The organism is Clostridium sp. LS (assembly GCF_002760435.1).
In the GTDB taxonomy this organism is placed as follows: Bacteria; Bacillota; Clostridia; order Clostridiales; family Clostridiaceae; genus Clostridium.
On sequence record NZ_AUUU01000006.1, the window covers coordinates 37437 to 59832 of the forward strand.

19 protein-coding genes and 1 other annotated feature are annotated in these 22396 nt (G+C 30.9%); all 19 genes read right to left on the reverse strand.

The window, feature by feature from the left end:
• Nucleotides 1–118: 118 nt before the first annotated feature.
• Nucleotides 119–2758, reverse strand: coding sequence for an alanine--tRNA ligase (alaS, locus tag COL3_RS01165; protein WP_008424961.1), 2640 nt, complete (start codon nucleotides 2756–2758; stop codon nucleotides 119–121).
• A gap of 83 nt (nucleotides 2759–2841) precedes the next feature.
• Nucleotides 2842–3019 (reverse strand) — a binding site (T-box leader).
• Between the two features lie 249 nt (nucleotides 3020–3268).
• On the reverse strand, nucleotides 3269–3634 hold the full coding sequence (locus COL3_RS01170) for a carboxymuconolactone decarboxylase family protein (RefSeq protein WP_008424964.1): 366 nt from the start codon (nucleotides 3632–3634) through the stop codon (nucleotides 3269–3271).
• Between the two features lie 4 nt (nucleotides 3635–3638).
• Nucleotides 3639–5264, reverse strand: a complete 1626-nt coding sequence (locus tag COL3_RS01175) for a thiamine pyrophosphate-binding protein (protein ID WP_008424966.1) — start codon at nucleotides 5262–5264, stop codon at nucleotides 3639–3641.
• Nucleotides 5265–5316: 52 nt separating this feature from the next.
• Complete coding sequence (locus COL3_RS01180; RefSeq protein ID WP_242982083.1) at nucleotides 5317–7290, reverse strand: NAD(P)/FAD-dependent oxidoreductase; 1974 nt, start codon at nucleotides 7288–7290, stop codon at nucleotides 5317–5319.
• A 90-nt stretch (nucleotides 7291–7380) separates the two neighbouring features.
• The gene (locus COL3_RS01185; protein WP_008424970.1) at nucleotides 7381–8823 is read right to left on the reverse strand and encodes an ATP-binding protein; all 1443 of its coding nucleotides are present in this window, start codon (nucleotides 8821–8823) and stop codon (nucleotides 7381–7383) included.
• Between the two features lie 363 nt (nucleotides 8824–9186).
• Complete coding sequence (locus COL3_RS01190) at nucleotides 9187–10215, reverse strand: AI-2E family transporter (RefSeq protein WP_008424973.1); 1029 nt, start codon at nucleotides 10213–10215, stop codon at nucleotides 9187–9189.
• Complete coding sequence (locus tag COL3_RS01195; RefSeq protein WP_008424975.1) at nucleotides 10196–10696, reverse strand: PRC-barrel domain-containing protein; 501 nt, start codon at nucleotides 10694–10696, stop codon at nucleotides 10196–10198. The genes COL3_RS01190 and COL3_RS01195 overlap by 20 nt, the downstream gene beginning before the upstream one ends.
• A 196-nt stretch (nucleotides 10697–10892) precedes the next feature.
• The gene (gene mnmA, locus COL3_RS01200) at nucleotides 10893–11969 is read right to left on the reverse strand and encodes a tRNA 2-thiouridine(34) synthase MnmA (RefSeq protein ID WP_008424977.1); all 1077 of its coding nucleotides are present in this window, start codon (nucleotides 11967–11969) and stop codon (nucleotides 10893–10895) included.
• Nucleotides 11970–11980: 11 nt separating this feature from the next.
• Nucleotides 11981–12418 carry a Fe-S cluster assembly scaffold protein NifU gene (gene nifU, locus COL3_RS01205; RefSeq protein WP_008424979.1) on the reverse strand — a complete coding sequence of 146 codons (438 nt, stop codon included), beginning with the start codon at nucleotides 12416–12418 and terminating at the stop codon, nucleotides 11981–11983.
• A gap of 1 nt (nucleotide 12419) precedes the next feature.
• The gene (gene nifS / locus COL3_RS01210; protein ID WP_008424981.1) at nucleotides 12420–13601 is read right to left on the reverse strand and encodes a cysteine desulfurase NifS; all 1182 of its coding nucleotides are present in this window, start codon (nucleotides 13599–13601) and stop codon (nucleotides 12420–12422) included.
• Between the two features lie 2 nt (nucleotides 13602–13603).
• Complete coding sequence (locus tag COL3_RS01215) at nucleotides 13604–14056, reverse strand: Rrf2 family transcriptional regulator (RefSeq protein ID WP_008424982.1); 453 nt, start codon at nucleotides 14054–14056, stop codon at nucleotides 13604–13606.
• Nucleotides 14057–14180: 124 nt separating this feature from the next.
• Nucleotides 14181–15425, reverse strand: coding sequence for a replication-associated recombination protein A (locus COL3_RS01220; protein WP_008424984.1), 1245 nt, complete (start codon nucleotides 15423–15425; stop codon nucleotides 14181–14183).
• 279 nt (nucleotides 15426–15704) lie between these two features.
• The gene (locus COL3_RS01225) at nucleotides 15705–16499 is read right to left on the reverse strand and encodes an ATP-binding cassette domain-containing protein (RefSeq protein ID WP_008424986.1); all 795 of its coding nucleotides are present in this window, start codon (nucleotides 16497–16499) and stop codon (nucleotides 15705–15707) included.
• The gene (locus tag COL3_RS01230; RefSeq protein ID WP_008424988.1) at nucleotides 16465–17367 is read right to left on the reverse strand and encodes an ABC transporter permease; all 903 of its coding nucleotides are present in this window, start codon (nucleotides 17365–17367) and stop codon (nucleotides 16465–16467) included. Before COL3_RS01230 ends, COL3_RS01225 begins: the two co-directional genes overlap by 35 nt.
• The gene (locus COL3_RS01235; protein WP_008424990.1) at nucleotides 17367–18383 is read right to left on the reverse strand and encodes an ABC transporter substrate-binding protein; all 1017 of its coding nucleotides are present in this window, start codon (nucleotides 18381–18383) and stop codon (nucleotides 17367–17369) included. Before COL3_RS01235 ends, COL3_RS01230 begins: the two co-directional genes overlap by 1 nt.
• A 323-nt stretch (nucleotides 18384–18706) precedes the next feature.
• Nucleotides 18707–19120 (reverse strand): HutP family protein, encoded by a 414-nt coding sequence (locus COL3_RS01240; protein WP_008424992.1) that lies wholly within the window; start codon nucleotides 19118–19120, stop codon nucleotides 18707–18709.
• 242 nt (nucleotides 19121–19362) lie between these two features.
• On the reverse strand, nucleotides 19363–20181 hold the full coding sequence (locus COL3_RS01245; RefSeq protein ID WP_008424994.1) for an acetyl-CoA carboxylase carboxyltransferase subunit alpha: 819 nt from the start codon (nucleotides 20179–20181) through the stop codon (nucleotides 19363–19365).
• Nucleotides 20174–21049: an acetyl-CoA carboxylase, carboxyltransferase subunit beta gene (gene accD / locus COL3_RS01250; RefSeq protein WP_008424996.1), complete on the reverse strand. Its 876-nt coding sequence runs from the start codon at nucleotides 21047–21049 to the stop codon at nucleotides 20174–20176. The genes COL3_RS01245 and accD overlap by 8 nt, the downstream gene beginning before the upstream one ends.
• Nucleotides 21039–22394 carry an acetyl-CoA carboxylase biotin carboxylase subunit gene (locus tag COL3_RS01255; protein ID WP_008424998.1) on the reverse strand — a complete coding sequence of 452 codons (1356 nt, stop codon included), beginning with the start codon at nucleotides 22392–22394 and terminating at the stop codon, nucleotides 21039–21041. Before COL3_RS01255 ends, accD begins: the two co-directional genes overlap by 11 nt.
• Nucleotides 22395–22396 lie beyond the last annotated feature (2 nt).

A 22396-nucleotide genomic window follows, 5' to 3' on the forward strand; every position in this document is an offset into this window, starting at 1 on the left:
CACCCCCTTAATCATGTTATAAGGAAACGATATCCATATATATTTATTATTAACTTTACGTATAAAATTTATTCACAATCTATATTTTGATTATAACCTATATTTTATAAAAAGTATACTACTTTACTAAAGTTCCCACTATTTTATAAGACTCTTCAATTGCTTCTTGTATTTTTTCTGGTAATTTCCCACCTGCTTGAGCCATGTCTGGTCTTCCACCACCACCGCCGCCAAGTATAGCAGAAATATCCTTTATTAATTTTCCACAGTGAGCTCCTTTGGCTATTGCCTCTTTAGTTGCCATGGCACATATAATAACTTTTCCAGCATTTGCACTCATAAGAAGTACAATACTATTTGGGCTCTTATCCCTTACTTTCTCACAAACATCTCTTAATGTATCGCTATCAACATCTTTTAGTTCATACGCTATTACATTAATATCTTTTACAACTTTTGCACATGCTACTATCTCATCAATTCCCATAGACGCAAATTTAGATTTTAATGCTGCTATTTCTTTATCTTTTTCTTTTAATTCTTTAACGTGTTGATCAAGTTTAGTTAATAATTCTTTTTCTGAACATTTAAGCTTACTTGAAATTTCTTTCAATAAATCCTTCTTTTCATTAACTAACTTATATGCTTCTTTTCCAATGACAGCTTCAATTCTTCTAGTTCCAGCCGCAATACCGCTTTCAGAGACAATTTTAAATAGCCCGATTTTTCCAGTATTATCAATATGAGTTCCACCACATAATTCCTTAGAATAATCTCCAGCACATACAACTCTAACCTTATCAGCATATTTATCGTCAAATATACCAATTGCACCGCTATTTTTTGCTTCTTGAAGATTCATAATTTCTGTAACTACTGGTGTTATACTAGTTATTGCTTCATTAACTAAATCCTCAACTTTGCTAATCTCTTCTTCTGTCATTGCTTCAAAATGAGAAAAATCGAATCTTAGTCTTTCATCAGTTACAAGTGATCCTGCTTGATGAACATGCGACCCAAGTACTACTGTTAGTGCTTTATCTAAAAGATGTGTAGCAGTATGATTTTTCTTAATATTTTCACGTCTAGTTTTATCTACTTCTATAGTAACCTTATCCCCTACCTTAAGCTCTCCTGATAAAACTTCAACAAAATGAACTATTTTTCCACCAATATTCTTTTTAGTGTCAAAAACATTAGCTTTAAAACTATCATTGAATATAATACCTTTATCTCCTATTTGACCACCCATTTCAGCATATAAAGGAGTAACATCAGTTACTATAATAGCTTTATCACCTTCAGTTATCGTTTCTGTAAAGTCTTCACCTTCAATTAAAACTTTAACTTCAGCATCTAATACATCATTATCATATCCGTCAAAAGTAGTTTCGACTTCTGCTGGTATATTATCTAAGGTTCTAACATCAGTCCCCATATAATTAGAAGTTTTTCTTGCGCTTCTAGCTCTTTCTCTTTGGATTTTCATTTCTTCATGAAATGCATCTTCATCTAAAGATAAATCTTCATCTTCTAAAATTTCCTTTGTTAATTCCATCGGGAATCCAAAAGTATCGTATAATTTAAATCCATCGGCACCACTAAGTACTTTTTCATTTTTTTCTTTTAATTCGCTTATAAATCCATTTAATATTTCAGTTCCTGAATCTAAAGTTTCTCTAAACTTATCTTCTTCTATTTTAATTACTTTCTTGATGTATTCTTCTTTAGCACTTAATTCTGGATATGCTTCACTTAAATCTCTTATAACAGTTTCACATAAGTTACATAAGAAAGCTTCTTTAATTCCTAATGTTTTCCCATGTCTTGCTGCTCTTCTAAGAAGTCTTCTTAATACATATCCTCTTCCCTCATTAGATGGCATAACATCATCTGAAATCATGAAAGTTATAGATCTTATATGGTCAGTTATTAATCTTAGAGAAATATCTTTCTTTTGATTTTCACCATATTTAACATTTGCTAAACCTGCAACTTCACTTAATATATTTTCTAAAGTATCTATTTCAAATATACTATTTTTACCTTGCATTATTACTGCAAGTCTCTCTAATCCCATTCCTGTATCTATATTAGTATTTGCAAGTTTCTCATAGTTACCTTTTCCATCTCCATTAAATTGAGTGAACACAAGATTCCAAAACTCTATTATCTTATCTTCATCAGCTAATTGAACAAATTCTTCAGCATTAGTTGGAATTTCATCTGTTCTATTAAAGTGAATTTCTGTACAAGGACCACAAGGACCTGCTCCATGCTCCCAGAAATTATCCTCTTTACCTAATCTGAAAATGTGAGTTTTATCTACATCTGTAAGAGTAGTCCAAAATTCATATGCTTCATCATCATCTAAGTATATTGTTACATATAATTTTTCTTTAGGAAGCCCTAGAACTTCTGTGATAAATTCCCATGCCCATGGAATTATTTCTTTTTTAAAATAATCTGCAAAAGAGAAGTTTCCGAGCATCTCAAAAAAAGTACCATGTCTGCTTGTAATACCAACATTTTCGATATCACCTGTTCTAATACATTTTTGACAAGTAGTAATTCTCTTTTTTGGTGGCTCTTGTAATCCTGTAAAGTATGGTTTAAGCGGTGCCATACCAGCATTTATTAACAGCAAACTCTTATCATTCTTTGGAACTAAAGAGAAACTTTCCATTCTTAAATGATCTTTGCCTTCAAAAAACTTTAAGTATGCTTCTCTTAAATCATTAGTTTTTGTAATTTTCATTAATAATTCCTCCATAATATTTATGTATTTTCAAATGCTCATTCAATATTTTACCAAACAAAAAAGCTCTCTCCCTAAATTGACATAGGGACGAAAGCTAAATTTCCGCGGTACCACCCTAATTATGTATAAGTTCTATACATCACTTAGTAATTCATAGCTCATAGGCAGCTTCAAAGTATATAGCTAAAAAGTTTCCACCAACCACTTTCTCTCTGAAATAACTATAATAAATCTACTCATCCTAATCAACGCTTAATATTTTATTATTTCACAAAAATTATATTTCATATAGATAATTATGTCAATATTCAACTTTACATAACTAACACACATCAAATATTAACTTATAAAAAATTTTGATAACGCTAAAAAATATATCATCACAGAATATAATTATAAAAACTGAATACTTTGAAGAAATCCAATAATAAGTATTTATCTAAAATATTTATTACTGGATTAGCATTAATTATATTTTATTTTTAATGCATCACAAAGCCATTAATATCACTTTGATTTAAAAATTTTACCTGCAATAACTAATGCACTGCAAGCCTTAGGAAATCCTGCATAGGCTGCACATTGTAGAATAATTTCTAATATCTCTTCTTGTTTTAATCCAGCTTTAAGAGCTGCTTTTATATGAAAATCCAATTGTTCAAATGCACCTTGGGTTATAAGTGCAGTTATAGTTACAACTTCTCTTGTTCTTAAATCTAAATTTGGTCTTGCATATATTTGACCAAATCCAAAAGAAATCATTTTATCCAAAAAGTCTGGAAATATTTCTCCCATAGATTTTATCATTTGTTCGCCATTTGTATCTGTCATTTGTTTTAATATGTTAATTCCATTTTCATAATCTTTATTCATTTTATTATCTCCTTTTCATAGTTGGCGGTATTTCATTTGGATCAACCATAACTTCTATTAAAATTGTTTCATTATGTAAATTTGAAATTTTTAAAGCTTCTTTTAGCTCAAATTCATTGCAGCATTTATATGATTTTACACCTAATGACTCACCAAATTTTTTAATATCCAGTTGTATATTATAAGTTGTTCCTACTGCCTTCCCTAAATTCTTTTTCATACCTTTATCAACCATATCTAACTTTCCGTTATTTAACACTATAAAAGTAACTGGAATATTATAATTTACTGCTGTTGATATTTCAGTACCCTGCATAAAAGTACATCCATCACCAGTTAAACAGATAATTCTAGACTTACAATTTGCTAATTGTGCACCTATTGAGTATCCTATAGCATGTCCCATCGCTCCAAATACATCATCAAAGAAAAATGTGCCTGGTTTTCTGATATTAAAATATCTTATTGCATAAAATGAATGACTTCCATCATCCCCAAAAACAATAGCATCATTAGGTAACTCTTTTCTTATTATTTCCATAGCGTGAGCAGCTGAAAGATAATCACAATTGCTTATTTTTTTTGGTGCATATTTTTCTTCTACTAAATTATACTCATTTCTTATTCTATTTTTATTCTTTTCCAATATGAATTGTAAATTAGCTTTAATATCTCCTATTATCGGCAAAGTTGAAACTGGTAAAGATTTTTCTATAAATGTAGGATTATAATCTAGCTGAATAACTTCTTTAGGATAATTTTCTGAAGATATACCAGCTAACGACATGTCCGATAGTTTACTCCCTATAACAATCATTAAATCAATATCTTCTTTAATATATTCACTTGATCTCTCTGTACCACCTAAACCTAACGCACCAAGTGATAATGGATGATTCTCAATAAATGTTCCTTTTCCTCCTGGAGTGGTCATAACTGGTATATCCCAAATTTCAGCTAAATTTTTAACTTCTTCATAAGCTAAACTTGAATGAATACCTTTACCTGCCAATATCACAGGCTTCTGAGAATTATTAAGTTTATTGGCAAATTCATCCAATCTCGAAGATATTAGTTTATCTACATTATTTGGTAAATCAAGTTCAAATTCATCTATTTCTTCATCAAGTATGTCCATTGGTATAGATAAATGGACTGGACCTTTAACTCCAGAATATGCCTTCTCTAATGCATGTTTTAAGTATATTTGAAACTGATCGGATCTTTCAATTCTAGCACTAAATTTAGTAACTGGTTCAAACATCCTAACTAAATCAGTACCAAAAATTGTAGAATCCTGTCCTATAGCTTTTCCTACATTATGCATGGATTGTTGTCCCGTGATAAATAATACTGGTACATGGTAAGCTTTTGCTTGTCCTGCAGCTGTTAGAGCGTTTGTACCACCAGGACCTGAAGTTACAAGAACTATTCCTAGTTTCTTGTTCATTAATGAATAACCTGCAGCAGCGTAACCAGCACCGCTTTCGTGTTTACATAAAATAAAATTTATATCTTGTTTATACATTTCCATAATTAAAGATTCAATCGGTCTTCCTGGTATCCCAAAAACATGACCAATTTTCCACTTTCTAAAATTTGCTACTAAAATCGATGCTATGCTTTTCATATGAATCTCTCCTTTTACAAATTGTATTATTATCTTTTAAATATTAATTAGTTTATTTAAAGCTAAGTGCTGCAAAAAAGCCCATACGTATAGCATCACCAACGTTTCCCACTTTTTCACAATCACCTACGACTCTGGTTTTAATATGATATTTTGCTTTTATTTCTTCTGCCAGTTTATTATTTTTTCTCATACCAAAGGCCGTAATTACATTATCAGCTTTTATAAATTCAGATGAGCCATAATCTCTTTGTATATAAACACCTTGACTATCAATTGATATAACTTTACTATTTGTATAAATTTTCACTCCTGCTTTAGCGAGCATAGGTATTAATGATGCTGCATTAACAAATAAAGCATTCTTTGCAATTGCATCTGCCATTTCAACAATTGTAACTTTCTTACCTTTTTCTGTAGCAAGTTCTAACGCACAATCACACCCTGACAAGCCACCCCCGCATATAACAATATTTTCACCTTTTAGTAGTTCCTTATTCTTGTGCAGCTCAATTAAATTAATAACATTAGAATCATCAATATCAGGTATTTGAGGATTAACTGGAACTGCACCTGTTCCTACAATGATTTTATCACACTCAGCTAATACATTATCATCAGCTGAAACTTCCTTATTAAGTTGAACATCAACTCCTAATTTCTTAAGCTGAACACCATACCAATCCACTAATCTACGCAACTGGCTCTTAAAAACAGGCGTTGAAGCCACTGTTAACTGTCCACCAATAACTGTTTCTTTTTCAAATAAAGTAACTTTATGTCCCTCAATTGCGGCAACACGTGCCGCTTCTAAACCTGCTGGTCCAGCTCCTATAACTACAACATTTTGAGGAGCTTTAGTAGTTTTGATTCGGAAACGCTCTTCATTGCAAGCTTGCGGATTTACCGAACAGCTTAGCTTAGTAAATCTAGTTACAATACGTCCTATACACCCCTCATTACAACGAATACAAGGACGGACATCTTCACGATTATCATTCATAAGCTTATTAGGCATTTCTGGATCTGCTATAAGAGGACGACCAAACATTACAAAATCAACATTTCCAGATTCTATTAATTTAACTGCTGTTTCAGGTGTATGATTTCCCGAGTTAAGTATTGGAATTTTAACAAATCTGCGAGCTGATTCACATAAATATTCCATACATGCATCACCCAAATATGCAGGTGGGAAAACATAATCAATTGCTTCTGAAGCTCCTGAATCTATATCTACAGCATCTACCCCAGCCTCTTCTAATAATTTAATAAGATGAATGCTGTCTTCAATAGTACGTCCTCCTTCAAAGCGATGATCAAGAGATATACGGAATAGTATTGGCATATCTGGTCCAACAGCATTTCGAATTGAGCGAACAATTTCTATTGGAAAACGCGCACGTTTTTCATCTGTTCCACCATACTCATCCTCACGTTTATTCCATATTGGTGACATAAATTGATCTATTAAATCTCCAGCATGACCATGTACTTCAATTGCATCAAAACCAGCATCTTTAACTAATTTTGCAGAATGTGCGAATTTTTTCATAACCTCTTGTATATCATCATAACTCATAGGTTTGCAGTTAACTTCTGGGTTATAGGCTGCTGGTATAGGTGATGCTGACATTGGTGGATCTCCATGTATGTTAGGCGCTGCATCACGTCCTGTACCACAACATAATTGAGCAGCTATTTTAGTTCCATATCTCTGCACAGCTTCACAGATAGTAGTAAGCTGAGGTATTACATATGTATGCTCTAATATACCTGAAAGAGGCCCCTGCGCAATATCCTGCGAAAGAAACTGTGCTCCCATAATTATCATTCCAACTCCGCCTCTTGCACGTTCTTCATAATAATTGATTTCATCATTTGAAATAGTCCCATCAATGTTAGAGGCATTAATTCCAATAGGTGAAAAAACTATCCGATTCTTAACTTCCATACTACCAATTTTGAATGGTGTAAATAATTTATTATACTCCATAATACTCATCATTCCTTTCTCTATGTTCAAGACACAAAATTTATTAAAAGTTATAATTCAAATAATTTGCCTAAACTATAAACAACTATTTATTACATATAATTTTTATAAGTAATTACTTTAAAAATAAATATCAGAAAATTCAACACTAATGGCATCCACCAACCTATTATCTGAAGCTATGAACACTCTATTTTCTTCCTCAACTATTTCTTCTTTAACAGGTAATGTAATTGTGAATGTACTACCAATACCTAATTCACTGCTTACTTTTATATGTCCTTCCAAAATTTCTACTAACATCTTTACAAGAGCTAAACCAATGCCGCTGCCTTCTGCCTGCCTTGAAAGATTATTATCAACTTGTCCAAAACGTTGAAAAATCATCTTGTGCTTATCCTTTGGTATTCCTATGCCAGTATCACATATAGCAATCGATACAGTTTTATTCTTCTTATTTTCTTTGACCTTAACAGTTATGCTTCCTCCTTCCGGCGTAAACTTTATAGCATTTGATACAAGATTCAAAATTATACGTTCATATTTTTCATCGTCTATTGCGGTATTTATACTATTCACATTAGTTTTAAAATTTAGTTTAATTTTCTTCTGACCTGCATATATGTCTATGGATTCTGTAATTCTCTTTGTTAAATTCACAATATCCACATTCTTTGAATTTACTTTAAATTGTTTTGAATTTAATTTTGTAATATCCAATAAATTATTTACAAGTCTCAATTGTCTAAAGGCATTTCGTTTTATATTTCCTATAAGATTTATAACAGATTGAGGAATTTGACTAGTATATACCTGTTCAATTAATTGGATAGCTGAATAAATAACATTTATTGGTGTTTTAAATTCATGGGTAATAAGAGTTATAAATTCGTCCTTCATAATGAGATCTTTTTCAAGAATTTCTCTTTGCTTTTTTTCTGATTTATATAGCAATTCTTTTTGCTTATTAATTTTACGATTTTGTTTCCTAAGTAATAATTCACGCTCTATAGCATCAACTACAGTAGTTACTGTCATTAAAAAAAATGGATTATGAAGTATCTCTGCTGTCATAATACATATACTTCCAAGCAAATTATCATCATCTGAATAATGAAATGGGGCTCCATAGCAAGCACAATCTTGTAAATAGGTATGATAATGACTCTTCCCTATCAATTCTATTGGATGATTTTGTTTAAGAGTCAAACTAACCACATTTGTACCCATATCCTCTTCACTAAATTGAATACCTGGCTTAATTCCTAATTTAGACATTGTTTCTTCTATGGCTTCATCTCCAAGAATATCTAATAAATATCCCTTTTCATCTGTAATAGTTACTAGCATGGGCGTACTTTCTAAAGATTTAAGCATTTTATTACTAAAAAATTTTACAACCTCTAAAACTTCCTTATACATATCTTTCTTTCTACCTAATTCTGATTCCGACATAGTATTCAGGGCCATTTTAGGGTTATTAGGATCTAGTCCTAATTCTATACTCCTCTTTTTTGATTCTATAATGTAACTTTTTTCTTGCTCGTATATATGTTCAAACATATATTTCTACCTCCTGAATAAGAAAATCACTTAATAAATCTATATTAGAACATGATTATCTAACCTCTAAACTTTAATTTTTTGACTTTTGAGAATTCATAATATTTTATTAATTTTTACTGAATCAATACTTTAATTCCCAAAAGCAAAAGAACATATTTTTTACAAAATAATTAACAAAAGTAAAACAATATATAATTATGTACTTTTTTACATTTTTTTGCCTATTTTTATTATATCACTAATTTATTTATATCCAAGTAATTATTTTCCAAAAATTAAAAAGATGGTAAATTTACTTACATAAATTTATCATCTAAAACTTCATATAAATTATTTTTAACGAGCCGTTTTTGTTAAAACTTAAAACAAATAGTAATTAATATCATCATAAAGAACCTTTATCATTACAGCTATAGGTACAACTAATACCATTCCAATAAATCCTCCAAACTTATCTCCTATAAGCAATAAAATTATTATTACAAAAGGATGCATCTCAGTACTATCTCCTGTAATTTTAGGAGCTAAAATATCGCCTTCCAATTGTTGAATGACAAACATTCCAATTATCACCCACAGTGCTTTTATCGGTGAATCTAAAAGTGCTACTATAACAGCTGGTATTGCACCAAATGCCGGTCCAAAATAAGGTATTATGTTGAATATTGCATTTAAAATGGAAATCCATAAAGGAAATTTAACTTTTAATAGCAGCAATAAAGCAAAAGTCAATATCCCTACTACCCCACAAAGTAATAGCTGGCTTGTTATGTATCTGGTTAATACTCTATCTATGTCACTCAAAATTTTTTTCGTTATTCCACGCTTTTGTGTTGGCAATAATAATAGAATTTTATTATAAATCTTGTTTCCATCACACAAAAAATAATAAATCATAATTGGAGTAATAGCAAAAGATATAATATGCTCGTTAATGTTAATTAGATTTTCAACAGCATTTTCTGAAAAATCAATCCAAATGGCATTTCCTCTTTCTAATAATTCGTTATATATTATATTACTTGTTATTGTATTATTTAGATTAAATTTATCAAATAATCCCTTTAGAAAATCATTTATACTATAAAAAATATTGCTAATATTAGCTATTTCATTGAACAATGCAGGAACTATAGCAATTATACATGTAGTAACTATTCCTATGATGATTAATATAACAAGTATTGATGACATTTTCTTACTAACATTAAGTTTTGTTTCAAATACATCTCTAATTGGACTTAAGGTATATGATAAGACAAAAGATATTATAATTATATTTATTATTGTTTTTACTGAACTATTAAGGAAATAAGCTAAGACTAATAATAGAACACATGTCAAGGTTAGAAACAATAGTACTTCTTTTTTATGCTTTCTTACTACCATTGTAATTTTCCATATTGTGAGGCATTGATTTAAATAAAACTCCTTCATTCCCTATGTATAGAATATACTTTTCACCAAGTATGCACCTATTTAAGAGAATGATTTGTTTACCCTTTATCATTTTGTCTACTAACCCTGAGCTTATTACTATTGCTTTTATTGAATAATCCCTTATGTCAATTATCATATCTTCTAAAACACCTTTTACATTTCCCGCTGTATCGATAACTTCCATATACTTTATTTCTTTAAAATTTAAGCCCTCACCTTTTCTAATATTGCTTATTATTATGTCCTCTCCTATATCAATAATATCTTCCATGTCTATATAATTCTTCTTAGAAAATAAAAGACTATTGGATACTTTAAAGCCTACTATTTTTCCCAAATAGAAATCAATATATAAATCTTCTATTATACCGATTTTTTTACCGTTCATGTTATAAACCTTTTTAAAGTAAAAATCCCTAGTTTTAAACATTTTTCCTCCTCCAAATATAATCTTATTGTGTATAGAATACCCAAGGAAAAGGAAAATTATTCATGAGAAACTTATATTTAGTATTAACTCTGTTGTTTAAAAAATATTTTTAAAATATTCTATAAATAATAATTGATTGATAAAAAAATAGCTAAAAGTAAATATAAAATTCACTCTTAGCTATTAAATATATTTATTAAATTATGCTTTCTATTATTCCGCCGCCTACAACTATTTCATCATTATAAAATACAACTGATTGGCCTTTAGTTATTGCTCTTTGTTTTTCTTTAAAGATTACCTTGACTCTACCATTTTGCAGCGGACTTAAAACTGCATCTGCTGGTTTTGCAGAATACCTAATCTTAGCTTTAACTTCCAGATCCCCTTCAAGTTTATCGAAAGGAATAAAGTTGACATCTGTTGCTATTAATTCTGTTTTAAATATATCATCTTCAGAGCCTATTACAACTTCATTTGTTTTTGCATTAATATTTGTCACAAAAACTGGTCTGCCTAGAGAAAGTCCAAGACCTTTTCTTTGGCCTATAGTGTAATATACAATGCCTTTATGCCTGCCAAGTATATTTCCATTTTTATCAACAAAATTACCTGGCTTAACCCTATTAGGTTCTGCTTCTGAAATATATTTTCCATGATTATTATCTGAAATAAAGCATATCTCTTCACTATCTTTTTTGTTATGAACAGCAAGACCTATTTCCTTTGCTATTTCTCTTATTCTTGTTTTTTCATAAGCTCCGCAAGGCATTAACGTATGTGCTAATTGATCCTGGGTAAAATTATACAAGGCATAAGTCTGATCTTTACTATCATCGTCGGATCTAATCAAAAGATATCGATCATTACGTTTTTCAATTTTAGCATAATGCCCTGTAGCCACATAATCTGCACCAATTCCTCTTGCACGCCTTAAAAGTTCATCAAACTTTAAATGCTTATTACATTCAATACAAGGATTAGGTGTTTTTCCATCTATGTATTCTTGAACAAATTTATCAATAACTTTTTCTTTAAAATAATCTCTAAAATTTAAAACATAAAATGGTATATCGAGTTTGTCACATACTCTTCTTGCATCATCAACAGCAGAAAGGGAGCAGCAGCCCCCTTCTCTTTCTTCAAATTCCTCATCATGCTGCCAAATCTGCATTGTAGCACCGATGACTTCATATCCCTGCTGTTTTAATAAATATGCTGCAACAGAACTATCTACACCACCACTCATACCTACTAAAACTTTTTTCTTCATATATTCTCCTATTATTCGTCTCCATGCACAGCAGCATGCAAATCTTCATCACTATGTTCTTCCATTGGTATAACTTCTAATCCATTTTTTGCTCTATAATCATTTATAGCCTTGTGAATTGCTTCTTCTGCTAAAACCGAACAGTGCATCTTTACTGGTGGAAGACCATCTAATGCTTCTGCAACAGCTTTATTAGTTAATTCCCAAGCCTCATCAATAGTCTTTCCTTTAATCAATTCAGTTGCCATCGAAGATGATGCTATAGCTGAGCCACATCCAAAAGTCTTAAATTTAACATCCTTTATTATATTATCCTCTACCTTTAAGTAGATTTTCATTATATCTCCACATTTTGCGTTTCCAACTTCACCTACGCCATTTGCATCTGCAATTTCTCCTACGTTTCTTGGGTTTTGGAAATGATCCATTACTTTTTCTGTATATATCATATTAATTATCCCCTTTCTTTAAAAAGTCATCCCATAATGGTGACATATTTCTTAATCTTTCAATTATTGGTGGTAAAACTTCTAGAACATAATCCACATCTTCTTCAGTTGAACCTTCACCCATACTTAATCTTAGTGATCCATGAGCTATTTCATGCGGAAGGCCTATTGAAAGTAATACATGTGATGGATCTAAAGACCCTGATGTACAAGCGCTACCGCTAGACGCGCATACACCTTTAAAATCTAATGAAAGTAAAATTGATTCACCTTCTATAAATCTAAAACATACATTTACATTTCCAGGAAGTCTTTTTTCTCCTCTAGGACCATTTAATCTAGTATATGGAATTTTTAAAAGTCCATCTATTAGCTTTTCTCTAAGAGCTATTAATTTATTCATATGTTCTTCTAAATTATCATTTGCAAGTTCGACTGCTTTACCAAGACCAACAATAGCAGCAATATTTTCTGTTCCTGCTCTTCTATTTCTTTCTTGGCCTCCACCATGAACTAAATTATCAATCTTAATTCCTTTTTTGATGTATAGAACTCCTATTCCCTTAGGTCCATAAATTTTATGACCTGCTAGTGATAGCATATCTATATTCATTTCTTTAACATCTACTGGAACATTTCCAACCGCTTGAACTGCATCTGTATGGAAATATACTTTCTTTTCTCTACAAATTTCACCAATTTCTTTTATTGGCTGAATTGTACCTATTTCATTGTTAGCAAACATGATGCTTACTAAAATTGTCTTATCAGTAATAGCATTCTTTAAATCTTCTAAATTGATAAAACCTTCTTCATCAACATCTAAGTATGTAACATCAAAACCATTCTTTTCTAAATATTCACAAGTATGAAGAACTGCATGATGTTCTATCTTAGTTGTTATTATGTGGTTTCCTTTATTTTTGTGTGCTGACGCAATCCCTTTAATTGCCCAGTTATCAGCTTCTGATCCACCACCAGTAAAATATATTTCATCAGGTAAGCAATTTAATGCTTTTGCTACCTGCTCTCTTGCATTATCTATAGCTCTTTTTGTTTCTCTTGATATTCCATAAAAAGAAGATGGGTTACCAAATTTTTCAGTAAAATAAGGTAGCATTTCTTCAAGCACTTCTGGTTTTACAAATGTTGTAGCTGAATAGTCCATATACACATTTTTCATAATTACTCACTCCTATCTGCAATCTTTATGCCGCCATTTTTATTTTTTATTGATTCATAATCATCAAGTATATCTTGTAATGTGATTGAATTCATTACATCATCTATGCTTCTTTTAATCTTTTCCCATACTGCTTTAGTTGCGCAGCAATCTGCACTATCACATTCAACACCATCAATACAATCTGCTATTTCAATTGGCCCTTCTAGAATAGTCATAATATCACCTACAGTTATTTCCTTTGGTGATTTGCATAAGACATATCCTCCTTGCGCGCCTCTTATACTTCTTATCATATTAGCTCGCCTAAGTGGACTAAATAACTGTTCTAAATAGTACTCTGAAAGATTCTCTCTTTTTGATATAGTCTTTATTGAAACTGGGGCACCGCCATAATTAGATGCTAAATCAACCATAGCTCTAACTCCATATCTTCCTTTAGTTGAAAGTTTCATTATTTTTCACCCCTTTTGAATCTCTTTTTTATTTGATATTTTATATTTTTTTTAGTATTATAATAGATATATTTAATTTGTTTATATCTTATCAAAATACTCGGCTTTTGTCAAACGATAATTATTATTTTTTTATTTCTGCCCAATATTTCTTTAAACTTTCTTCATATCTATTATTTTGTTCTTTGTAATAAATCTTCCCATCTAATTCTTTAGGCAGATAATTTTGTTTTACATAATTATTTGGATAATCATGTGGATACTTATAACCACCTACTCCAAGTTTTGCAGCTCCAGAGTAATGCGCATCTTTTAAGTGCATAGGTACATCACCAAAATTTATATTTTCTAAATCATTCATAGCCGCATTAATTGCTAAACATGCACTATTGGATTTAGGAAGAGTTGCTAAATATATAACCATTTCTGAAAGAATTATTCTCGCTTCTGGAAGTCCCACCTTCAAAGCAAGCTCAATTCCAGAATTAATTACAGAAAGTGCATTTGGAAATGCAAGGCCTATATCTTCTGCTGCAATTACAGATATTCTTCTGACTATAGCTGTTAGATTTCCACTCTTTATAAGTCTAGCCAGATAGTGAACCGCTGCATTAGGATCACTTCCTCTAATACTCTTTTGGAGTGCACTTAATAAATTATAAAATTCATCTCCACTTGAATCAGCTCTTATATTTGATTGACTTAAACTTTCTATATATTCACAAGAAATTGTTCGTATTTTTTTTACTTGAGAGTTTATTGCGAGTTCCAAAATATTATATGCTTTTCTATAATCCCCTTGTGATATTTCCGCTACATAATTTAAAGCTTCATTAGAATACTCTATTTCTATACCTTCATTAATTAGTTTATCCAAAGATTTTTTTAGTCCAACAACAATATCATATGTAGTTAATGGATTAAAAGAAAATATGTTACACCTACTTATAATCGCCTTATGTATTACAAAATATGGATTTTCAGTAGTACTTGCAATCAGTGTTATTCTTCCATCTTCAATAAATTCCAACAATGCTTGTTGTTGCTTTTTATTAAAATGTTGAAGTTCGTCAATATATAACACCACTCCGCTATAATTTAACAAATTATCCATATTGTTTGTTATGTCCTGAATATCTTTTACAGAAGCTATTGTTGCATTTAATTTATAGAATTTCTTATCAACATAGTTAGCCATTATATTAGCTAACGTTGTTTTGCCCGTTCCAGGCGGCCCATAAAATATACAATTGCAAATATTTCTACTTTTTATTAAATTATATAATGGCTTTCCCTCACATAATATGTGCTGCTGTCCTACAAAATCTTCTAATTTATTAGGTCTCATTAAATCTGCTAATGGTCTCACTTCTTACACTCCTTTATGCCATTATATATTATTTTAATCTTTTGATATAAACTTAATTTTAACTTAAATATACTATTGTATAATTTTTTTATTATTTAGATAAATAAGTTTACAACAAATAATATTATAGCAGATATAAAAAAATAAAAAAGCAGTAAGAATCTAAAATTCTCGCTGCTTTGCTTCATAATATATACTAAAGTATACTACTATTTTGATTTAATTTAAATAGTAATTTAAAATTAATTTTTATTTAAGATAATTCTTTAATAAAATGGCTTATCCAAATAAAGTTCTATCACTTAGAGCTTCAGCTCCATTGGCTTTTTCGAAAAGTCCAAGAAGTTTATTATTATCTAGCTTTTCTTTTTCATCACCTTTAACATCAACTAAAATCTGACCTCTATGCATCATAAAAAGTCTATTCCCATTTTCAAGGGCATGTTTAAGATTATGTGTAACCATAAGAGTTGTTATTCCGCTATCTTTAACAATACTTCTTGTTATATCCATTATTTTTTCAGAAGTTTTAGGATCTAAGGCTGCTGTGTGTTCATCTAAAAGTAATAATTTAGGCTTTGACATTACTGACATTAACAAAGTCAGCGCCTGTCTTTGACCACCAGACAAAAGTAATACTTTATTGTACAACTTATCTTCCAGCCCCAAATTAAGTTCTCTTACCATTTCCTTATAGTAATCTATTCTCTTTTTATTAATTCCAAAGCTGAGTCCAAAAGTTTTACCCTTGTTATCTGCTAGAGCAATATTTTCTAAAATAGTCATATTAGGTGAAACTCCTTTAGAAGGATCTTGAAATACTCTTCCTATAGACTTTGCTCTTAAATACTCTGGTTTATTAATAACTTCGTCTCCATCCAATAATATTGATCCCGAGTCAGCTTCTAATGTTCCGGATATCATATTTAAAAGAGTAGATTTACCTGCTCCATTAGAACCAATTATGCTTATAAAATCCCCTTGATTAACCTCTAATGATAAGTTATCAAAAACTTTATTTTCATTTATAGTATTCGGATTAAACACTTTGGATAGTTGTTTCACTTTTAACATTTTGTGCATTACCTCCTACAATAGTTTTTTTCTTTTTAAATTTGAAAACTCCACTATTAGAGCATAATGCTATAACCACAATTATCGCTGTCATTAATTTTAAGTCATTAGCGTTTAGTCCAAGTTTTAATACTACTGCTATTGCTCCCTTATAAATGATTGCACCTAATATTGATAAAGTAGTTACTTTAACAAATGATATTCTTTCAAATAAAGATGTACCAATAATAACTGCTGCAAGCCCCATAACAACGGTACCTGTCCCCATTCCTACATCACTAAAGCCTTGATACTGCGCTGTTAATGCTCCTGCAAGGGCAACTAATCCATTACTTATCATAAGACCTATTACCTTAACTAAATCTTTATTTACTCCAAGAGATGATACTACTTGCTCATTATCACCTACAGCTCTAAGTAGAAATCCAGATTTAGTTTTTAAATATACATCTAATAATACTTTCACAATAACAACTGCTATTAGTATTATTACTATCTTCGGAACATCTGATCCAAATAAATTTTTAGTGGTTAGTAACGGAACATTGGCTTTTCCCATTATCCTAAGGTTAATTGAATATAATCCTATCATCACCAATATTCCAGCCATTAAATTTGTTATTTTAAGTTTAACATGGAGGAATGCAGTTATTCCTCCTGCTAAAGCTCCACCTAAAGTTGCTACTATTATTGTTATCCATGGATTTACTCCATTTACCAATAGAGCCGCTGAAATTGCTCCACCAAGTGGGAATGTAGAATCTACTGATAAATCGGGAAAATCTAAAATTTTATATGTTATATATACTCCAATTGAAACTAAAGAAAATAATAACCCTTGTTCTAAAATGTTAATTAAGACGTCCACTATGCAACGCCTCCAGTTACTTTTTTAGCAGATGCGTCCATATCAGATGGAATTGTTATATTTAATTTCTTTGCAACATCTGTATTTATTGTAAGAGTCTTATCTTTTTGCGTAGTTATTTCAATATCAGAAGGCTTCTTACCTGACAATATTTCTGCTGCTTTATAGCCTGCTTCTTTTCCTAGTTTATAGTAATCTATTCCTATTGATGCTAGACCACCTTTATCTACTATTGCTGCTTCAGCTCCTATTATAGGAACATTCTTATCCACACAAAGTTTACCTACTAAAGCATATCCAGATGCTACCGTATTATCAGTTGGTGTATATAATACATCTATGCTTCCTAACGCACTAGCTAAATTTTGATTTATTTCATTTACATTAGTAACTGATATTTCTTTTACTGTTAATCCTTTTGCTGCCGCAACCTTTTTTAATTCAGCTACTTGTCCAACTGAATTTGCCTCTGAAGTGTTGTAAATAACACCTACAGTTTTAGCATTTGGTATTAATTTTTTTAATAAGTCGATTTGATCATCCATTGAAACTGCATCTGATGTTCCTGTAAAATTAGTTCCTGAACTTTTCAAATCTTTTGCTATTCCAGCTCCAACTGGGTCAGTTACTGCTGTAAATACTGCTGGTATATCTTTTGTAGCATTGGCTACCGCTTGAGCTGATGGTGTTGCTATAGCAAAAATTAAATCTTTCTTTGAATCTACAAATTGCTTAGCTATTGTTTGTGTATTTGCTATCTCACCTTGAGCATTTTGCTGTTCAATTTTAATATTCTTTCCTTCTTCAAAGCCTTTTTCTTTCAAGCCATCAACAAAACCTTTGTTTGCAGAATCTAAAGCATCATGTTGTACTATTTGTAAAACCCCAATATTTTTAACTGCTGACGATGTTGAGCCTCCACCATTAGAATCTGTTGCACTCTTTCCGCACCCTGATAGGATTCCCCCTACTAAAACTGTGCATAACAGCATGGCTAATTTTCTTTTCCCTACCATATTTCTATCCTCCTATTATATTCCTTATTATCAATTTCCTACTATACTACTGCATAAATTATATTCCATAAATATTATCATAAATATACATATATATTTATGATAAATAGTCAAATAAATTGATAATAATTTATAAATCTTTTAAGATATAATATCATAATTTAATATAGTTGTAAAGTTAGCCCAATCACTCCTTGGAGATTTTTTAAGTTTTTTTGTATAAAAATTATATATATATTCTAATAAATAGAAATAATAGCCTTTTATTATTTCAAATTCGTGGAATTATAATAAAAAACAACATTCATTTTTCTTTCATATGACTAAATTGGTAAAGCTCTATGACCTATCCCTATAACCACTTCATCTAGGTGTAGCAATCCTATATTCAAAAATATGCAAACTGATATATGCTCTCCACCTCTTGCAATTCCAATTTTTCCTCCCACATTTTGACCATTAGCTCTATTAGCAATTTGAATTATTGCATCTCTTGTTGCTCCTATTACAGCTCCCTCATGCAAATGTTCTTCTCTAATTAGCTCATTTCGTTTTGCTGCCACCAATGCACTTTCAAGTATTTTGGATATTGATGAATTAATATTACCGCCTATATTTACTGCCGTAACTTTAATTCCTTTTTCATTATATAACTTCTTTAAATGTTCTTCTTCATGTCTATCGCAAATGGCCATTTTAGTAGCAATTTTAGCAACTTTTGTACTATTACTATCCATAAGTTTACCCTCCAATTAGTTTTATAAGGCGCATAAAAAAATAACAAGTCCAAAATGTCATGATTATTTTTTTGATTGTACCTTAATATTATATCACACTGCTATCTCTTCAATTCTAGAAACACTAATCTAAAAAGAAATAAACATTAATAGCAAAAAAATATGCACATTAATAATAGTGAATATTTCACTTTAATAATAGTGCATATTTTTCTTATATAAAACGTCTATTTATAATTCAATTAATAAAAATTCCCCATTTTTCTGAATTTATTATATCTTTCACTAACTAAAGTATCTAAATCTTTTCCTTTTAATTCTGATAAAGATTCTACAATACTCTTTTTTATATTCTCAGCTATTTTAGCTGGATTTTTATGAGCTCCGCCTCTTGGTTCTTTTATCACATCATCAATTATGTTAAAATCCTTGAGATTCTTAGCCGTAATTTTCATAACTGCAGCTGCTTCCTTTGCACGACTGGCATCTTTCCATAAAATAGATGCAAATCCTTCTGGTGAAAGAATTGAATATATAGAATGCTCAAGCATGAAAATTCTATCTGCAACTGTTAATGCCAAAGCACCGCCGCTTCCACCTTCTCCTGTAACAAAAGAGATTATCGGAGTTTTTAGTCTGCTTAATTCAAAAAGATTATTAGCTATAGCTTGCCCTTGACCTCTTTCTTCAGCTCCAACTCCGCAAAAGGCCCCTGGAGTGTCTACAAAGCATACAACAGGTCTTTTAAACTTTTCCGCCTGCTTCATAAGTCTTAATGCCTTTCTGTATCCTTCTGGATTTGGCATTCCAAAATTTCTTTTTATATTTTCATTAGTGTTAGAACCCTTGGTTATCGCTATAACTGTAACGCTTAAATCATTAATTGATGCTATTCCTCCAATTATAGACTTATCATCTCCAAAATTTCTATCACCATGAAATTCTATAAAATCCTTAAAGATAGTTTCAATATAATACTTTCCAGTCGGTCTGTCTTTATGTCTTGCTATTTCAACACTTTCCCATGGTGTTACATTACTTTTTATAAATTCTTTATCCATTACTTCTCACCCCATGTAAAATAAGAATTTTATATATACATGCTCTCATGTTTTTTCTTTCAACAATAGCATCGACAAACCCTTTTTGCATTAAAAATTCAGCCTTTTGAAAATCATCTGGAAGACTTTCTTTAATTGTATTTTCTATTACTCTTCTTCCTGCAAAACCAATTAGTGCATCTGGCTCACTTAATATAATGTCACCTTCCATAGCAAAACTTGCTGTTACACCACCAGTAGTTGGATCAGTTAACACGGAAATGTATAAAAGACCAGCTTCATCATGCTTTGCAAGCGCTGCACTTACTTTAGCCATTTGCATAAGCGAAAAAATACCTTCTTGCATTCTTGCACCACCAGATGCAGTAAAAACAATAACTGGAAGTTTATTTTCCGTAGCATATTCTACAAGTCTTGTAATTTTTTCACCAACAACAGTACCCATGCTTCCCATCATAAAGAAACTATCCATGATTGCACAAGCCACTTCTATTCCATTTAGTTGACCTACACCTGTTACAACTGCTTCTTTACTATCAGTTTTTCCACTCTTCAGTTTTTCCTCATAGCCTTTAAATTCTAATGGATTTGTAGTTTTTAAATCTCTCCAAAGTTCTTTAAAAGTATCCTTATCAAATAGAATTTTCACTCTTTCTTTTGCATTTATTCTGAAATGATGGCCACAAACTGTACAAACATGTTTAGTATTTTCTAAATCTTCACCATATATCATTGCGCTACATTTGTCACATTTCACCCACATTCCTGACGGAATATTAGGTTTTTCCTGTGGCTCATTATGTCTAACAACTGAAGGTCTGACGGTTGCATATTGTTGTTTTTTTATAAATAGGTCCTTAAGAGACATCCTTCTTCACCATCTTTTCTGCTAAAAATGAGGTATCATAGTCACCTTCTAAGAATTCTTTAGTTTCAAGTATAGATAATTCAAAATTAATATTTGTTTTTACTCCGCCAACTGCAAATTCTGATAACGCTCTATTCATTTTTACAATAGCTTCATTTCTATCATTTCCAAAAGTAATTAATTTAGCTATCATTGAATCATAGCAATGAGGGATTTTATACCCACAAAATATTGCAGAATCTATTCTTACTCCCATTCCACCTGGAACACAAAGTTCTTCAATAGTTCCTGGACATGGTCTAAAATCATGGTCTGGATCTTCTGCATTTACCCTACATTCTATAGCATGACCTTTAATTTTTATATCGTCCTGAGTAAACTCAAGTTTTTCACCAGAAGCTATCTTTAACTGTTCTTTTACCAAGTCTATTCCTGTAATCATTTCAGTAATCGGATGCTCAACTTGTATTCTTGTATTCATTTCCATAAAGTAAAAATTATTATCTTTATCGAACAAAAACTCAATAGTTCCAGCATTTTTGTAATCAACTGCACTGGCAGCTTTTTTCGCAATTTCACCCATCTTAGTTCTTAATTCTGGGGTTAATACATTAGATGGAGCTTCTTCAAGAACTTTTTGGTTCTTTCGTTGCATTGAGCACTCTCTTTCTCCTAAATGCACTACATTACCATGTTCATCAGCCAAAATTTGAAATTCAATATGCTTTGGCTTTTGAATATATTTTTCTATATATAAGGAATCATCTCCAAAACAAGCTTTTGCTTCTGATTTTGCAGTCTTAAATCCCATTAAAAATTCTTCATCATTCTTTGCGATTCTTATACCTTTTCCGCCGCCACCAGCAGATGCTTTTATCATTATTGGATATCCAATTTCTTTCGCAATTTCTAGAGCATGAGCTTCATCTTTTATCTCGCCTTCATATCCTGGAACTACTGGAACTCCAGACGCTTTCATTATCTCTCTAGCTTTGGCCTTATTTCCCATCATTTCAATAGTTTCATAATCAGGTCCTATAAATTTAATGTTACATTGCTTACACATCTTTGCGAACTTTGGATTTTCTGATAAAAATCCAAATCCCGGATGTATAGCATCAGCACCAGTTAAAACACACGCACTTAAAATATTAGTTATATTTAAATAACTATCTTTTGGCATTGCAGGTCCAATACATACTGCTTCATCTGCTAATTGAGTATGAAGTGCTTCTCTATCAATCTCTGAATAAACAGCAACTGTACTTATTCCCATTTCCCTACAAGCTCTAATTATTCTAACTGCAATTTCTCCTCTATTGGCAATTAGCACTTTCTTTAACATTC